This window comes from Leptothrix toolikensis (SeqCode) (genome assembly GCF_057922285.1).
Genome location: NZ_JBYSVC010000015.1, coordinates 1 through 13,656, shown reverse-complemented (window position 1 = coordinate 13,656; position 13,656 = coordinate 1). Strand labels below are relative to the sequence as shown.

Below are 13,656 nucleotides of genomic sequence, written 5' to 3'. Positions count from 1 at the left end.
GATTGAAGGATTCACCATGCTTTTCGATTATGAAACCCTCAAGGTGATCTGGTGGCTGCTGGTGGGCGTGCTGCTGGTGGGCTTTGCCATCATGGACGGCCACGACATGGGCGTGGGCAGCTTGCTGCCGTTTGTGGGCCAAGGCGACGATGAACGCCGCGTGGTCATCAACACGGTGGGCCCACACTGGGACGGCAACCAAGTCTGGTTCATCACCGCTGGCGGTGCGCTCTTTGCCGCTTGGCCGCTGGTCTATGCCACCGCATTTTCTGGTTTTTATTGGGCCATGCTGGCGGTCCTGTGGGCGCTGTTTTTGCGCCCCGTCGGCTTCGACTACCGCAGCAAGATCCATCACCCGCTCTGGCGTCAAACCTGGGACTGGGGTCTGTTCATCGGCGGGACGGTGCCCCCGCTGGTGTTTGGCATCGCCTTCGGCAATTTGCTGCAAGGGGTGCCCTTTTATTTCGATGACTTCTTGGTGTCGCACTACACCGGCAGCTTTACCGACTTGCTCAACCCCTTTGCGCTGCTGAGCGGTGGGGTGGCCTCGGCCATGATCATCCAGCATGGCGGCGTGTACTTGGCCCACCGCACTGAAGGCGATGTGCAGCGCCGCTCGATGCGTGCAGCGAGTGTGGCGGGTGTGATGGGCCTGGTCTTGTTCGCGGTGGCCGGTTTGTGGTTGGAGCACATCCCGGGCTACGTGATCACCTCCGTGATCGACCCCGCTGCGCTGCCCGATCCGCTCAACAAGACGGTGGTACGCGCTGACGGTGCATGGCTGGCTAACTTTCTGCACTGGCCGCTGATGTGGGCCCTGCCGGCCCTGACTTTGGTCGGTACAGGTCTGGCGATCATGTTGGGTCGGATGGGTCGCACAGGGTGGGCTTTTGTCGCCTCTTCGCTGTCCATGACCGGCATCATCGGCACCGCTGGGGCCGCGATGTTTCCCTTCGTCATGCCCTCATCCACGCATCCCAACGCCAGCTTGACGGCTTGGGACAGTGTTTCCAGCCCGCTCACTCTCAGCATCATGCTGGTGGCTGCGGCTGTTTTTATCCCGCTCATCGTCGTCTACACCAGTTGGGCGTACCGGGTGATGCGGGGCAAGGTCACGGTGGAGCATATCCGCCGCAACGCTCACAGCGCCTATTGATACCCCCCTATGCACCACCACACCCTATGTCCTACTCACCCTACGGTCTACGTTGACGTGCCTTGACGTTTCAAGAGGAGATTTTCATGTGGTACTTCACTTGGATGCTTGGCATCGGCTTTGCCGTCTTGCTGGCCATTCTGAATGCGATGTGGGGCGAACATGCCCTGGCTCGACACGAGAGTAACCGTGGCCATGCTGAGGCTGAGCCTTGAACTTGCTGGCCTTAGGGGTAGCGTGTGCCATCGCGCTGGTGGTCACCATCTACCCCCCTTTGTTGGTGAAAGCAGAGGGTCATGTTGACCATCTACGTTTGGTTTTGTTGATGTTGGCGATGGCGGCCGGTTTCGTGCGCGGCGTTGGCTACATCCCACGGCCACAGTGGCTGCGGTGGTTTTTTTCGACCCCAGCGGCTTTGGCTTGGTTGTTGCTAGCGTTCAGCTTGTGACCTGACCTATGCGTGATATGTACTTTCGACAGCTCTACGACACCCACCGCAGCGCCTTGTCCTATGTGCTGGCTGACCCTGAACAAGGCGAAGCCGTGCTGATCGACCCTTTGGTCGAGGACCAAGTTTTGCTGGCCGCCATCCTCCAAGAGCAAGGTCTGCGACTGCGTTGGGTGGCTCACACCCATGGTCACACCCCAGCCCATGTTCAAGCCGAGGCCTTGGGGCCGATAAGCCGCCATGCTTACAGCCGACAGATCGCCCGTTTTGACGCCGCGCCACCTTCCGGGTTGAGCTACGTCGATGATGGTGATGTTTTGCCCTTTGGCAAGGAGCGCCTACGGGTCATCGCCACCCCCGGCCATACCCCGTGCTCGATCAGTTTTTTGTGGCGCGACCGGCTGTTTTGTGGGGATGCGCTGCATTTGGGCGGTTGCCCACCGTGCAATGACCCCCACAGTGATGCGGGGGCCATGTACGACAGCGTGACCGCTAGGTTGCTGACGCTGCCCGGTGAAACGCTGGTGTTTCCCGGACACGATTTGGAGGGCCGCAGCGTCTCCACCATCGCGGAAGAGCGGCGGCGCAACAAGGCCTTTTCAGGCCGGTCGCGCGACGCCTTTATGAACCTCAGTCCAACGTCTCAGGCTTCGCCATCCACTCGCGGCCCTTGAGCATCGCTTCCCAGTACAAGGGCGGCATGATCCGTTCCTTCAGCAGCCAAGCCAGCCGTGAGGGGCGGGTGCCGTCGATCAGCCAGCTCGGGAAGCTCGGAGCGACCTTGCCGCCGTAGGTGAACTCGGCCAGCACGATCTTGCCGCGCTCGACGGTCAGCGGGCAGGAGCCGTAGCCGTCGTAATGCGCCGATACCTTGCGACCCGCGCGATCAGCCAACAGGTTTTCGGCCACCACTGGGGCTTGTTTGCGGGCGGCGGCCGCTGTCTTGGCGTTCGGCGTCGAACTCACATCACCCAGCGCGTAGATGTTGTTGTAGCGCCGATGACGCAAGGTGTGCTGATCCACTTCCACCCAGCCCGCAGCGTCGGCCAAGGGGCTGACGCGGATGAAATCGGGCGCTTGTTGCGGCGGGCAGACATGGATCATGTCGAAGCTGCGCTCGACCGTGTCCTTGGTGCCGTCCGGCTTGGTGCGGGTGAACACCGCTTTACGACCGGGGCCGTCAATGGCGGTGAGGTTGTGCGTGAAGTTGAGATCGACGTTGTAGCGCTTGATGTATTCCATCAAAGCCGGTACGTAGTCCGCCACGCCGAACAACGCTGGCCCAGCGGTCATGAAGGAAATGTTGATGTCCTTCAAGTGTCCTTGGCGTAGCCAATGATCGGCCGAGAGGTACATCGCCTTTTGGGGTGCGCCTGCGCACTTGATCGGCATGGTCGGCTGGGTGAACAAGGCCTTGCCCGACTTCAGCTCCTGCACCAGCTTCCATGTGTAGGGTGCCAAGTCGTAGCGGTAGTTGGAGGTGACCCCATTGCGGCCCAAGGTTTCGATCAGGCCCTCAATGCCGTGCCAGTTCAGCTTGATGCCGGGGCAGACCACCAGGTGCTTGTACTTGACCACCCGGCAACCGTCCAAGATCAAGGCATCTTGCTCGGGCTCGAAGGCGGCCACGGCTGCCTTGATCCAATGCACGCCTCGGGGCAGCACCGAACCCATCACGCGCACGGTTTGCTCAGCCGTGAACACCCCCGCACCCACCAAGGTCCAACCCGGCTGGTAGTAATGCACATCGGCCGGATCAATCACGGCGATGTCCAGATGCCGATCCCGCGCCAGCAGGCTCGAAGCCACGGCGGCCCCGGCCGCACCGCCACCGACGATGACGATATCGTGGCGGGCATCGGCGACATCCACTGGCGTTTTGCCCCCGTTAGCGATGCGGCGCACGACGCCGTGCATCTTGAAGCCCGCTTGGCTGGAGCGCTCCAAGATCTCGGGCAAGGGCATCTTGCCCGCTTGGGACAAGGCCCAAAGCGTGACTGAGCGCGTGCCGGTGCGGCAAAAGCCCAACACAGGTTTGGGTAAGGAGGCAAAGAGCTGGCCGAATTCGACCGCACTTTCGTCGCTGACCTTGCCCGACTCCACCGGCAGGTACACCGCGACCATGCCCAGATCTTCAGCCGCGCGGCTGATTTCCTTGAAAAGCGGTTGATCCCCGGCTTCCCCGTCAGGGCGATTACAAACCACCGAGCGAAAGCCCAGCTTGTTCAGTTCAGCGAGGTCAGTCGGCAGAATCTGCGCAGTGACTGACAGTTCAGGCGTGATGGCCCGGATTTCCATGGCTGGTTTCCTTGAGCGAAAAATAAATAAGCGAAGAAAAGTGGCGGGTTGAAGCTAGGTGACAACCTTCTGATCTAGCTCAAGATTCATGCCAGCGTTTTCCTCATCGTAAACCCGTAATTTTCATCACGCATTCAGGTTGCATGCGTATCTATTTCTACCGCGCTAGCGTGACCCCTGACAACTTGTGGCAGTGATTGGCAGTTTTTGGCAGTTATGTGACAGTTTCATGGCCTTGGATTGGCAGTTTTGAGACGCACCTTGCGCTGGCGAAAAATCCCCAAAACAGCGTCAGGGTACCGCACAGGGTATGCTTGAGGCATGGCTAAAAACCCCACTCCTCTCAAATTTCTGGCTCCTGGTTGGTACGCCATCGTCATGGGCTTGGCAGGCTTGGCACTGGCTTGGCAGCGTGCTGTGCCCTTTATGGGTGAGCAGGCTAGTTGGGTCGCTTGGGCGCTTGGCGGCTTGGCGGTGCTTGTTTTTGCTGTGCTGGCGCTCTTGACGATGATGCGTGGTCAGCGCTATCCCGAGGCCTGGGCTGAAGATCGACGCCATCCCGTGCGCCATACGTTCATTGCCGCCTTGCCGATTGCCATGCTGCTGCTGGCCACGGTGGCGGTGACCTTGAACGGTGTGAGTGAGTCGGCGCGCTGGCTATGGTGGATGGGCAGCCTGACACAGATTTATGTCTCGATTTGGGTGCTGTCACGTTGGTGGCAGGGGCCGCAGGCTGGTGGTTTGGTGTGGGCCAGCGTTACACCCGCGTTACTCATTCCGGTGGTGGGCAATGTGCTCGCGCCTCTGGCGGGGGTGCCGTTGGGGCACGCCGAGTGGTCGGCCGCGCAATTTGGCATCGGCTTGTTGTTTTGGCCGGTGGTGCTGACGCTTTTGGCGGCCCGCGTGGTGATCCAAGGGCTGTGGCCTGAACGCCTGATGCCCACGTTGTTCATCCTTATCGCCCCGCCAGCCGTCAGTGGTTTGGCCTTGCTGCAATTGGGTGCGCCGGTCTTGGTGGCTTGGGTGCTTTGGGGCATCGCCTTCTTCAGCTTTGCGTGGGTCGCCACCCAAATGCCTCGGATCACGGGGCTGCCTTTCTCCCCGGTCCATTGGGCGATGTCTTTTCCGCTCGCGGCCTTGACGGCCTTGACCTTGCGGCTGGGGACACCCGGCACGGCGATGGGTTTGCTGGGGGTTACTTTGCTGGCGCTGACCTCGTTGATCATCCTGAGCTTGGTCACGGCCACGGTGCGGGGGCTGCGTGAAGGCACCCTCTTGGCACCCGAGCAGATCGCCAGCATCCAACCCGCCCCCTGAGCGGCGTGGGCTGGGCCATAATCCTTCGGCCTTATTTTCAAGCCCTACAAGGAAGTGCCCATGTCCGACCAGCCCGTGTTTCAGATTCAGCGTGTTTATCTCAAAGATCTGTCGTTGGAGCAGCCCAACTCGCCGCAGATCCTGACCGAACAGGGTCAACCGCAAGTGGACGTGAACCTCGGCATCGAGGTTCAGCCCATCATCGACGGCATCTTTGAAGTGGCGGTGGTCGCCACCGTGACGGCCAAACTGCAAGATCGGACCTTGTTCCTGATCGAAGCCAAGGAAGCCGGCATCTTCGAAGTGCGCAACATCCCGGAAGATCAGCTCCAACCCGTGCTGGCCATCGCCTGCCCGTCGATCATCTATCCGTACTTGCGTGCCGTGGTGGCCGACACCATCACCCGTGCTGGCTTCCCGCCGGTGCATTTGGCCGAAGTCAATTTCCAAGCCATGTTTGAAGCCCAGCAGCAAGCTGCTGCGACCGGCTACAACGCCTGATCGCGGTCCAACGCAAGAGAGCGAGCTGCCATGCACATCAGTGTGCTCGGAGCCGGTGCCTGGGGCACGGCCATCGCGGCCCAGGCTGCCCTGCATCACCCGACTGTTCTGTGGGTCCGTGACCCCATTCAAGCCGAAGCGATCGATCGGCAACGCGTCAACGCGCGCTACCTGCCGGACATCTCTTTGCCGCAAGACCTGCGCATCACGGACGATTTCAGTGCCGCGCTTTGGCATGCCGCCACCGAGTCCCCTGCGCAAGGGGACGGTGTGGGCCATGGTCATGGTGACGGTGGCCCGGCCGCCCCACCTGCCGGTTTGATCGTGCTGGCCACACCCATGGCCGGCTTGCGCGACATGCTGGAGCGCTTGAGCCAAGCGCCGGTGGCCGAACGCTGCGCGGTGCTCTGGCTCAGCAAAGGGCTAGAAGCTCGCACCGGCCGGCTCGGCCATGAAATCGCCCAGCAAGTGGCACCCACGCTACGGGTAGGCGTGCTTTCAGGGCCGAGTTTTGCCGTCGAAGTGGCTCGCGGCCAGCCCACCGCCTTGGTCGCCGCCAGCACCGATGCCTGGGTGCGCCAATTGGCCGTGCGGGCTTTCCACAGCCCACAGCTGCGCATTTACTCCTCGACCGATCCGGTGGGAGTGGAGGTCGGCGGTGCGGTCAAGAACATCATGGCCATCGCCACCGGCGTGATCGACGGCATGGCGCTGGGCCTCAACGCCCGTGCGGCACTCATCACCCGAGGCTTGGCCGAGATCACCCGCCTCGGTGTCGCACTCGGCGCACAAACCGACACCTTCATGGGCCTCTCGGGTCTGGGCGATTTGGTGCTCACGGCCACGGGAGACTTGTCACGCAATCGCCAAGTCGGCCTCAAGCTGGCCCAAGGCATGACGCTGGCGCAGATCTTGGACGAGCTGGGTCACGTGGCCGAAGGTGTCTACAGCGCTCGCACGGTGTTGCAACGTGCCCGCACGCTGGGTGTGGACATGCCGATCACCCGTGCAGTTGTGGCGTTGATCGAAGCCCAATGGACCCCGCAGCAAGCCGTACAGGCGCTGATGAGCCGAGAATCACGCGCCGAACATTGAGCCCACATCACCAGAGAGAACGCCATGCGCCGCCACCGCCCCTGCTTATTTTTGCCTTTGCCCACCCTGCTGATCGCTGTGGTGCTGAGCCTCGGAGCCGGTGCGGCCCAAGCCGACACCTTTAGCCGACTCAAGGACGGCCTGACCGCCTACATGAAGGGCGACTACGGCACGGTCATCAAAACCCTGGCCCCCTTGGTCAAAACCGGCAACATCACCGCCCAGTACCTGACTGCCAGCTCGCAACTGAACGCCAAAGCGCCCTTGCGGGATCTGGCCGCTGGTGAGGCCACCTTGCTCAAGCTGGCCGACCAAGGTCATGTGGCGGCCATGCGTGATCTGGGCAAGATCAATACGTTTGTCAAATCACCGACCAATCTGCCCGAAGCCCAAAAGTGGCTCACTGAAGCGGCTGAGCGTGGCAACGATGACGCCCAAAACATGCTGGGCGTGATGCTGCTGTCGGGTGACGGCGGCATCAAGATCGACGCCGTACAAGCCTACAAATGGCTCTTATTGGCGGCTGAACGCGGCCATGTGCTCTCCGGCCTGATGCTCGAAAGCGACAAGTTCACGCCCGAGCACAAAACCCAAGGCGCTGCGTTGGCCAAGGACTGGAAGCCGAGCCGCTGATCCCGGTTCAACCGGCTCAAATCAGCTCACACCGCGCCGGCATAGCCCTGCTGACGCCAAGCGTCAAACACCGCCACTGCCACAGCGTTGCTGAGGTTGAGGCTGCGCTGCTCGGGACGCATGGGCAAGCGCACGCGCTGCGCAAGGGCAAATTGATCGCGAATCGCCTCTGGCAAGCCCCGGGTTTCGCAACCAAAGACCAACCAGTCGCCCGGCTGCCAAGTTTGCGCCGCCAAACCGTGGCTGCCCCGGGTGGTGAAGGCAAACATCCGCGCCGGATCTGGGGCTTGGCTGGCGATGAAAGCCGCCCAGTTGGCGTGACGCCGCACCGGGGCGTACTCGTGGTAATCGAGCCCAGCGCGGCGCAGCAAGCGGTCATCCATCGAAAAGCCCAGCGGCTCGATCAGATGCAGCTCGCAGCCCGTGTTGGCGGCCAAGCGGATCACGTTGCCGGTGTTGGGCGGGATTTCGGGTTCGACAAGAACAATACGGAACATGGCAAAACGTTGGTAAACCTTGCAGGTCAAGGACGCCAAGGCTACCCGAGTCAGGCGACGTCAAGTCATATCGAGCGGCGTGCGTGCCAAGACCCACACATGCACCGACTGCACCCCGGCGCGCCGCAAGGTCAGCGCCAACTCGGTGACCGTGGCCCCCGTGGTCATCACGTCGTCCACCACCGCCACCCGCGCCCCTTTGAACCAGCCCTGCGCGCCGGGGGCCAGCACAAACGCACCGCGCAGATTGTGCAAACGATCAGCGCGTGAAAGCTCGCGCTGCGAAGGGGTTTCACGGCAGCGCAGCACCGCGCTGGGCTGCGTCGGGATCTGCAACTGGGCAGCCAGACAGCGCGCCAGCTCCCACGCCGGGTTGTGGCCTCGGGCCAGCAGTCGGCCGCGCGCCAAGGGCACCGGCACGATCTGCTCCGGCCACGCCTGTTCGGCATAAGCGGCGCGCAAAGGCGCTTGCATCAACTCGCTCAAAGGCCGGGACCAACCGGCCCCTTCCAGACGTTTGAAGCTGTGGATCACCCGCTGCCACGGCGGGCCATAACGCAAGGCGGCGATGGTGCGCTCGAACGGCGGCCGATCAGCCTGACAGCGCGCACAGAGCGCACCGGGTTCAGCGGCTGGCATGGCGCAGACGGCACAAACAGCACCAACGGCACGCAGCGCCTGTCCCGCCCCCGACGGTGGCGCAGCAAAGCGCGCCAGACACGCCGCACAGAAGACCTGTCGTTGCCAAGACCGACAGATCGCACAGGCACTGCCTCCCCAAGCCATGTCACCTCCCCGTGCTCACTATACTGCCCACCCACCATGACCAAGCCCACCCGCGTTGACCCTCACGCCCTGCTGCGTTGGCAGACTTTGCAGCGCCTTGCCCCTGCGCCTTGGCTGCATCAAGAGGTGGCCCAGCGCATGGCCGAGCGCCTCAGTTGGATCAAGCGTGAGCCCCAACACATCATCGACTGGTGGAGCCACCACGGCGGCGGGTTGGAAGCACTCCAGCGTCAATACCCCCGCGCCCACATCGCCACCATGGAGCCCGGTCAACGTGAGCCCACCGCCGTATCGACGGCGACGTCGGCACCAAGCTGGTGGTCGTGGATGCGCGGCAAAACCACTTCAACCCCAGCCACCCCGCCAGCGCAGGCGGAATTGCTCTGGTCGAACATGGGCTTGCATGGCGTCGAGGATGGTCCGTCCTTGATGCAGCGCTGGCTCGACGCCTTGGCGGTGGATGGCTTTTTGATGTTTTCCTGCTTCGGCCCCGACACCTTGCGTGAGCTGCGCGCGCTCTACGCCACCCAAGGCTGGGGCGAGGCCCACAGCCCCTTCATCGACATGCACGATCTGGGCGACGCCTTGGTACACGCCGGTTTTGCCGACCCGGTGATGGACATGGAAGTGATCACCCTCTCGTGGCCCAGCGCGCAAGCCTTGCTCACCGAGCTGCGCGGCTTGGGTCGCAACACCGCGCCGCTGCGCTTCAACGGCCTGCGCACCTCGCGCTGGAAAGCCCAGCTGGAGGCTGAACTTGAACAGCAACTCGGCCCCAAGCCGAAGCTGAGTTTCGAGATCATTTACGGCCACGCCTTCAAACCCGAGCCGCGCGTCAAGGTGCAATCTGAAACCACCATCACGCTTGACACCTTCCGGGGCATGACCCGCAACACCGCCCGCAAGAACTCGCCATGAGCCGTCCAGTCTGCCTTGATCGCCGTACCTTGCTGACGCTGCTGATGGGGGCGATGGGATCGATCAGCACGGCCATGCTCAGCGGCTGCGAAGAGCGTCAGCACTTCAATGCGCTCAACATCACCGGCGCCACTTACGCCCAAGGGTTTGATCTGCTGGACCAGCACGGCCAGCGCCGGACCTTGGCCGACTTTCGCGGCAAAGCGGTGTTGGTGTTCTTCGGCTACACCCAGTGCCCGGACATCTGCCCGACCACCTTGAACGAGATGGTCGAGCTCAAACGGCTGCTCGGCCCCGACGGCGACCGCTTGCAAACCGTCTTCATCAGCGTGGACCCCGAGCGCGATACCCAAGCACTGCTGAAAAATTACATCGACGCCTTCGACCCCAGCTTTGTGGCCCTGCGCGGCACCGCCGAAGAAACCGCCGCCGTGGCCAAAGCCTTCAAAGTGGTCTACCGCAAAGCCCCCGGCAAAACCCCCACCAGCTACACCGTCGATCACACCGCCGCCTTCTTCGTCTTCGACCCCCAAGGCCACATCCGCCTCTACGTCCGTCCCGGCCTGCGCCCCGCCGACTTGGTCTCCGACCTCCAACAACTACTCCAGGCAGCCCCACCGGCTTGAGGGTTGAACTCAAGTTGACTTATGGGGAAGTCCTTGTAGATGGGTTAGGCCACAGAGTTTCGCCCATTAGTCGCCCCCGACAAAGTACGCCATCTTCCACTAGCCACCTACGAGGCGAAACCCAGCCCGGAATCGAGTTCCAGCGTTTGCGGGGCACTGAATGTACTCGGGCCCCTCAGCACCACACTTCGCTCGGCTCGCCAAGGCAAGATCCCGAAGGTACTGCGGGTTCTTCTTCCACTCCGCGATAGCCTGATCGGCATCGCTGTCACCTCCAAAGCTCCAGACAAAGTTCTGAACCATGGCAGAGCGCAAAGCGTTGAAATCCTTTCTCTGCGAAGCGTCGCCGATCTGGGAAATGACCTTCTGGAGTTCTGGCGAAATACTCGACTGCTTCGCGATTCCGTGATCGCCCGCGCAAGCGTTCATTGCCGCGAAGCCAAAAGCGATTGCTGCAAAGGTTGTACGCATTTCTGTGGCCCAACGCCCAAGGTAAGCGGCGCTGCGGAGCACCGAAAGTGCGCAGGGCACCAACACAGGCCATGAAAATGCCGAAGGCATGGCCTGTTTTGGCGTCCGCTTGACCGACCAGTTAGGCTGGCGACTGGCGCTCGGTTCATTGCGCATGCCAATCATGATTGCAGTGCGGGCACCACTGAGCTTGCCAAGTTCGAAGCTCGCCCTCGCACTTCGGGCAGTGAGCAACCTTCTTCGGGCAGGATTGCTCTAGGTTATGGCGAAGCCAAGTGTTTGCTTGCTCAAGTGTTGCACTGTTGAGTCGAGCTAACGCGGCCGGTCTATCTTGGGGAGCCAGTTTCCCAAGTTGCATAAGAACGGGCAGAGTCACGAGCGGAGCCTCGTAGTTCTCGCCGCAACGCTTGCAAAATTGAGCTGACTGCTGCATGGGCCTAACGAATGAAAGTGACATCCCCGTTCCGGGGTGAGACGATGGGGTCACGAAATCTCATACGTGCTCGTTTCAAAAAGGAGAGTCTCGTGGCTATTGTGTTTGCGCTGCAGGCGTGGATGAGCCGACCGATTCCCCTTCTGGCTTGCAGCGGACTTCGACTGGAGCACGGCACTGACCGTTGAAGAGCTGCGCCAGAACGACAAGGAGAGGCGCTGTCAGGCTCTCGGCTTCATCGGTGAGCACCTGTGCATGCTGTATGCCGCGCATTCCCAACCCTGAGCAGATCGACGAAGACGCGCCGGAAGCCACGGCCGAGTGGTTTGACAAGGCCCACCCGGCCAGCGAGGTGCTCGCGGACTTGCTAGGCAACGCTGCTGCGCGCGAGATGCTCAAGCCCAAACAAGGCAGGCCTGCCTTGGCGCACCCAGAAATTCAAAAGAGCTAACGCAGTCGAGCTGCGGCCATTTCCGGGGCGCGATTCAGGCTTGTGGGATTACCGCGCCGAGAGCACTTCCCAGCGTTCGAGCAGGCTCATCAGTTCGGTGTCGAGGACTTCGTAGCGGGCTTGGGTTTGGGCGATGCGGGCGGTGCCTTCTTGGTAGAGCTCGGTGCCGGCGAGGGCATCGGCCAAGACTTTTTGTTCTTTTTCCAAGGTGGCGATGCGGGCGGGCAGCTCATCGAGCTCGCGTTGTTCTTTGTAGCTGAGCTTGCGCTTCGGTGTGACCGGGGCCGGAGCAGCGGCGGCTGGGGCCGGCGCGGCTTTCACGCTGGCGGGGGCGGCTGCCGGAACGGCGGACGTGTTGGCGGCGGCTTTGGCCAAGGCAGCGGCGCGTTGGGATTGGATCAGCCAGTCTTCGACCCCACCTTCGTATTCGCGCCAACGGCCTTCACCTTCGGCCACGATGGTGCTGGTGACCACGGCGTCGAGGAAGCGGCGGTCGTGGCTGACGAGGAAAACGGTGCCGGGGTAGTCCTGCAACAACTGCTCCAGCAGCTCCAGGGTTTCGATGTCCAGATCGTTGGTCGGCTCGTCCAGCACCAAGACATTGGCCGGGCGGGCAAAAAGACGCGCCAGCAGCAAGCGGTTGCGCTCGCCCCCCGACAGGCTGCTCACTGGCGAATTGGCGCGCTGCGGCGAGAAGAGGAAGTCGCCCAAGTAACTCATGATGTGCTTGCGCGCACCGTTGATCTCGACCCACTCGCTGCCCGGGCTGATGGTGTCGGCCAAGGTGGCCTTGAGATTCAAGCCCGCACGCAGCTGATCAAAGTAAGCCACTTGGATGTTGGTGCCCAGCCGCACCCGACCGGCATCGGGGGCCAGTTGGCCCAAGATGATCTTGAGCAGCGTCGTCTTGCCCACGCCGTTGGCCCCGATCAGACCGATCTTGTCGCCGCGCAGCACCGTGGTGCTGAAGTTGCTCACCAGTTGACGCTCGCCATAGGCCTTGTCCACGCCTTCAAGCTCAGCCACGATCTTGCCGCCCGAAGCGCCGGCGTCGATATCGAGCCGCACCCGGCCGACCACATCCCGGCGCGCCGAGCGGTCCGAACGCAGTTTCACCAAACGCTCGATCCGACTGACGCTGCGCGTGCGACGCGCTTCCACGCCCTTGCGGATCCAGGCTTCTTCTTGCGCCAACACCTTGTCGGCCCGGGCGCTGGCCTGAGCCTCGGCGTCAAGCTCGCGCAGTTTGGCGGCTTCAAAGGCCACAAAATTGCCCGGATAACTGCGCAACTGGCCTCGGTCGAGTTCGACGATGCGGGTCGAAACAGCGTCCAAAAACGCCCGGTCGTGGGTGATCACCACGACGGCCCCGCGAAACGCGATCAACAGCGTCTGCAACCAGAGGATGGCTTCGAGGTCGAGGTGGTTGGTTGGTTCATCAAGGAGCAACACCTGCGGCGCGGCGACCAAGGCTTGGGCCAAAGCGACGCGCTTGCGCATGCCGCCCGACAAGGCCTCGACGCGGGACTCGGCCACCAAGCCCAAACGCTCCAGCGTTTCAGTGACACGCTGCTCCCACGTCCAGCCGTCCAAGGCTTCGATGCGGGTTTGCAGGGCATCCAGATCGTCGTCCGGCCCGTGAGCTTCGAAGCGCTCGCGCAGCGCCTTGGCTTCAGCCACGCCTTCGCTCACCGCGTCAAACACCGTCACCCCCGGCGCAAACAGCGGCTCTTGAGGCACGTAATAGCGCCGCAAGCCTTGTTGGAGCTGCACCAAACCGTCGTCGGGCTTTTCCAGCCCGGCCAACAGTTTCAGCATCGAGGACTTGCCCGTGCCATTGCGACCGATCAGGCCGACGCGTTCGCCCGGCTCCAACGCCAGCGAGGCTTTGTCGAGCAGGGGAACGTGTCCGTAGGCCAAAGAGGCCGCTTGGAGTGTGATGAGAGCGATGGCGAGACTCCGAGAAGACTGAGCAAAAAGGTGGCTGAAATGCGGTAGCCCGGGATTCATGGCGGCAAGCTGCACG

16 protein-coding genes are annotated in these 13,656 nt (G+C 62.2%); 11 read left to right on the top strand and 5 right to left on the bottom strand.

The features are described from left to right. Nucleotides 1-16 precede the first annotated feature (16 nt). The 4 genes from cydB to AC3VI7_RS04050 all read left to right on the top strand — a co-directional run bounded on the left by cydB (nucleotide 17) and on the right by AC3VI7_RS04050 (nucleotide 2,278). Entirely contained in the window at nucleotides 17-1,156 is a 1,140-nt protein-coding gene (gene cydB, locus AC3VI7_RS04065; protein ID WP_489668089.1) for a cytochrome d ubiquinol oxidase subunit II, read from the top strand. Between the two features lie 86 nt (nucleotides 1,157-1,242). Next, nucleotides 1,243-1,371, top strand: a complete 129-nt coding sequence (cydX, locus tag AC3VI7_RS04060; RefSeq protein ID WP_489668088.1) for a cytochrome bd-I oxidase subunit CydX — start codon at nucleotides 1,243-1,245, stop codon at nucleotides 1,369-1,371. Continuing rightward, nucleotides 1,368-1,604 (top strand): cyd operon YbgE family protein, encoded by a 237-nt coding sequence (locus AC3VI7_RS04055; protein ID WP_489668087.1) that lies wholly within the window; start codon nucleotides 1,368-1,370, stop codon nucleotides 1,602-1,604. The genes cydX and AC3VI7_RS04055 overlap by 4 nt, the downstream gene beginning before the upstream one ends. 17 nt (nucleotides 1,605-1,621) lie before the next feature. Continuing rightward, nucleotides 1,622-2,278 (top strand): MBL fold metallo-hydrolase, encoded by a 657-nt coding sequence (locus tag AC3VI7_RS04050; protein ID WP_489668086.1) that lies wholly within the window; start codon nucleotides 1,622-1,624, stop codon nucleotides 2,276-2,278. On the opposite strand, the gene AC3VI7_RS04045 is transcribed toward AC3VI7_RS04050, so the two are convergent. Further along, nucleotides 2,235-3,902 (bottom strand): bifunctional protein tyrosine phosphatase family protein/NAD(P)/FAD-dependent oxidoreductase, encoded by a 1,668-nt coding sequence (locus AC3VI7_RS04045; RefSeq protein ID WP_489668085.1) that lies wholly within the window; start codon nucleotides 3,900-3,902, stop codon nucleotides 2,235-2,237. The genes AC3VI7_RS04050 and AC3VI7_RS04045 overlap by 44 nt on opposite strands. Nucleotides 3,903-4,223: 321 nt before the next feature. Between AC3VI7_RS04045 and AC3VI7_RS04040 the strand changes: the two genes are divergently transcribed. Genes AC3VI7_RS04040 through AC3VI7_RS04025 form a run of 4 tightly spaced genes read left to right on the top strand, consistent with a single transcriptional unit; the run spans nucleotide 4,224 to nucleotide 7,448 of the window. Beyond that, nucleotides 4,224-5,219, top strand: coding sequence for an SLAC1 anion channel family protein (locus AC3VI7_RS04040; RefSeq protein ID WP_489668084.1), 996 nt, complete (start codon nucleotides 4,224-4,226; stop codon nucleotides 5,217-5,219). A 60-nt stretch (nucleotides 5,220-5,279) separates the two neighbouring features. Further along, a complete protein-coding gene (gene secB / locus AC3VI7_RS04035) occupies nucleotides 5,280-5,720 on the top strand; it encodes a protein-export chaperone SecB (RefSeq protein WP_489668083.1) in 441 nt (146 codons plus the stop codon). Nucleotides 5,721-5,750: 30 nt separating this feature from the next. Continuing rightward, the gene (locus AC3VI7_RS04030; RefSeq protein WP_489668082.1) at nucleotides 5,751-6,815 is read left to right on the top strand and encodes an NAD(P)H-dependent glycerol-3-phosphate dehydrogenase; all 1,065 of its coding nucleotides are present in this window, start codon (nucleotides 5,751-5,753) and stop codon (nucleotides 6,813-6,815) included. 24 nt (nucleotides 6,816-6,839) lie between these two features. After that, nucleotides 6,840-7,448: a tetratricopeptide repeat protein gene (locus AC3VI7_RS04025; RefSeq protein WP_489668081.1), complete on the top strand. Its 609-nt coding sequence runs from the start codon at nucleotides 6,840-6,842 to the stop codon at nucleotides 7,446-7,448. A 26-nt stretch (nucleotides 7,449-7,474) separates the two neighbouring features. Here the strand turns inward: AC3VI7_RS04025 and trmL are convergent, their stop codons facing one another. After that, nucleotides 7,475-7,945 carry a tRNA (uridine(34)/cytosine(34)/5-carboxymethylaminomethyluridine(34)-2'-O)-methyltransferase TrmL gene (gene trmL / locus AC3VI7_RS04020; RefSeq protein WP_489668080.1) on the bottom strand — a complete coding sequence of 157 codons (471 nt, stop codon included), beginning with the start codon at nucleotides 7,943-7,945 and terminating at the stop codon, nucleotides 7,475-7,477. A 60-nt stretch (nucleotides 7,946-8,005) separates the two neighbouring features. Then, complete coding sequence (locus AC3VI7_RS04015; RefSeq protein WP_489671398.1) at nucleotides 8,006-8,584, bottom strand: ComF family protein; 579 nt, start codon at nucleotides 8,582-8,584, stop codon at nucleotides 8,006-8,008. Nucleotides 8,585-8,767: 183 nt separating this feature from the next. Here AC3VI7_RS04015 and AC3VI7_RS04010 point away from each other — a divergent pair, with 183 nt between their 5' ends. Together AC3VI7_RS04010 and AC3VI7_RS04005 are read left to right on the top strand one after the other, a co-directional pair. Then, entirely contained in the window at nucleotides 8,768-9,649 is an 882-nt protein-coding gene (locus AC3VI7_RS04010) for a biotin synthase (protein ID WP_489668078.1), read from the top strand. Beyond that, nucleotides 9,646-10,275 carry an SCO family protein gene (locus tag AC3VI7_RS04005; RefSeq protein WP_489668077.1) on the top strand — a complete coding sequence of 210 codons (630 nt, stop codon included), beginning with the start codon at nucleotides 9,646-9,648 and terminating at the stop codon, nucleotides 10,273-10,275. Before AC3VI7_RS04010 ends, AC3VI7_RS04005 begins: the two co-directional genes overlap by 4 nt. Nucleotides 10,276-10,374: 99 nt before the next feature. Here the strand turns inward: AC3VI7_RS04005 and AC3VI7_RS04000 are convergent, their stop codons facing one another. Continuing rightward, a complete protein-coding gene (locus AC3VI7_RS04000) occupies nucleotides 10,375-10,902 on the bottom strand; it encodes a hypothetical protein (RefSeq protein ID WP_489668076.1) in 528 nt (175 codons plus the stop codon). A 539-nt stretch (nucleotides 10,903-11,441) separates the two neighbouring features. Here AC3VI7_RS04000 and AC3VI7_RS03995 point away from each other — a divergent pair. Next, nucleotides 11,442-11,630 carry a hypothetical protein gene (locus AC3VI7_RS03995; protein ID WP_489668075.1) on the top strand — a complete coding sequence of 63 codons (189 nt, stop codon included), beginning with the start codon at nucleotides 11,442-11,444 and terminating at the stop codon, nucleotides 11,628-11,630. 48 nt (nucleotides 11,631-11,678) lie between these two features. Here the strand turns inward: AC3VI7_RS03995 and AC3VI7_RS03990 are convergent, their stop codons facing one another. Further along, nucleotides 11,679-13,580, bottom strand: a complete 1,902-nt coding sequence (locus AC3VI7_RS03990; RefSeq protein WP_489668120.1) for an ATP-binding cassette domain-containing protein — start codon at nucleotides 13,578-13,580, stop codon at nucleotides 11,679-11,681. Nucleotides 13,581-13,656: the final 76 nt, after the last annotated feature.

What these genes read in the sequence shown, in the direction of transcription:
- AC3VI7_RS04050 (WP_489668086.1), top strand. Translation starts at nt 1,622, where the DNA reads ATGTACTTTCGACAGCTCTACGACACCCACCGCAGCGCCTTGTCCTAT.
- cydB (WP_489668089.1), top strand. Translation starts at nt 17, where the DNA reads ATGCTTTTCGATTATGAAACCCTCAAGGTGATCTGGTGGCTGCTGGTG.
- AC3VI7_RS04010 (WP_489668078.1), top strand. Translation starts at nt 8,768, where the DNA reads ATGACCAAGCCCACCCGCGTTGACCCTCACGCCCTGCTGCGTTGGCAG.
- trmL (WP_489668080.1), bottom strand. Translation starts at nt 7,945, where the DNA reads ATGTTCCGTATTGTTCTTGTCGAACCCGAAATCCCGCCCAACACCGGC.
- AC3VI7_RS04005 (WP_489668077.1), top strand. Translation starts at nt 9,646, where the DNA reads ATGAGCCGTCCAGTCTGCCTTGATCGCCGTACCTTGCTGACGCTGCTG.
- AC3VI7_RS04015 (WP_489671398.1), bottom strand. Translation starts at nt 8,584, where the DNA reads ATGCCAGCCGCTGAACCCGGTGCGCTCTGTGCGCGCTGTCAGGCTGAT.
- AC3VI7_RS03995 (WP_489668075.1), top strand. Translation starts at nt 11,442, where the DNA reads ATGCCGCGCATTCCCAACCCTGAGCAGATCGACGAAGACGCGCCGGAA.
- AC3VI7_RS04000 (WP_489668076.1), bottom strand. Translation starts at nt 10,902, where the DNA reads ATGCGCAATGAACCGAGCGCCAGTCGCCAGCCTAACTGGTCGGTCAAG.
- AC3VI7_RS04025 (WP_489668081.1), top strand. Translation starts at nt 6,840, where the DNA reads ATGCGCCGCCACCGCCCCTGCTTATTTTTGCCTTTGCCCACCCTGCTG.
- secB (WP_489668083.1), top strand. Translation starts at nt 5,280, where the DNA reads ATGTCCGACCAGCCCGTGTTTCAGATTCAGCGTGTTTATCTCAAAGAT.
- AC3VI7_RS04030 (WP_489668082.1), top strand. Translation starts at nt 5,751, where the DNA reads ATGCACATCAGTGTGCTCGGAGCCGGTGCCTGGGGCACGGCCATCGCG.
- AC3VI7_RS04045 (WP_489668085.1), bottom strand. Translation starts at nt 3,902, where the DNA reads ATGGAAATCCGGGCCATCACGCCTGAACTGTCAGTCACTGCGCAGATT.
- cydX (WP_489668088.1), top strand. Translation starts at nt 1,243, where the DNA reads ATGTGGTACTTCACTTGGATGCTTGGCATCGGCTTTGCCGTCTTGCTG.
- AC3VI7_RS04040 (WP_489668084.1), top strand. Translation starts at nt 4,224, where the DNA reads ATGGCTAAAAACCCCACTCCTCTCAAATTTCTGGCTCCTGGTTGGTAC.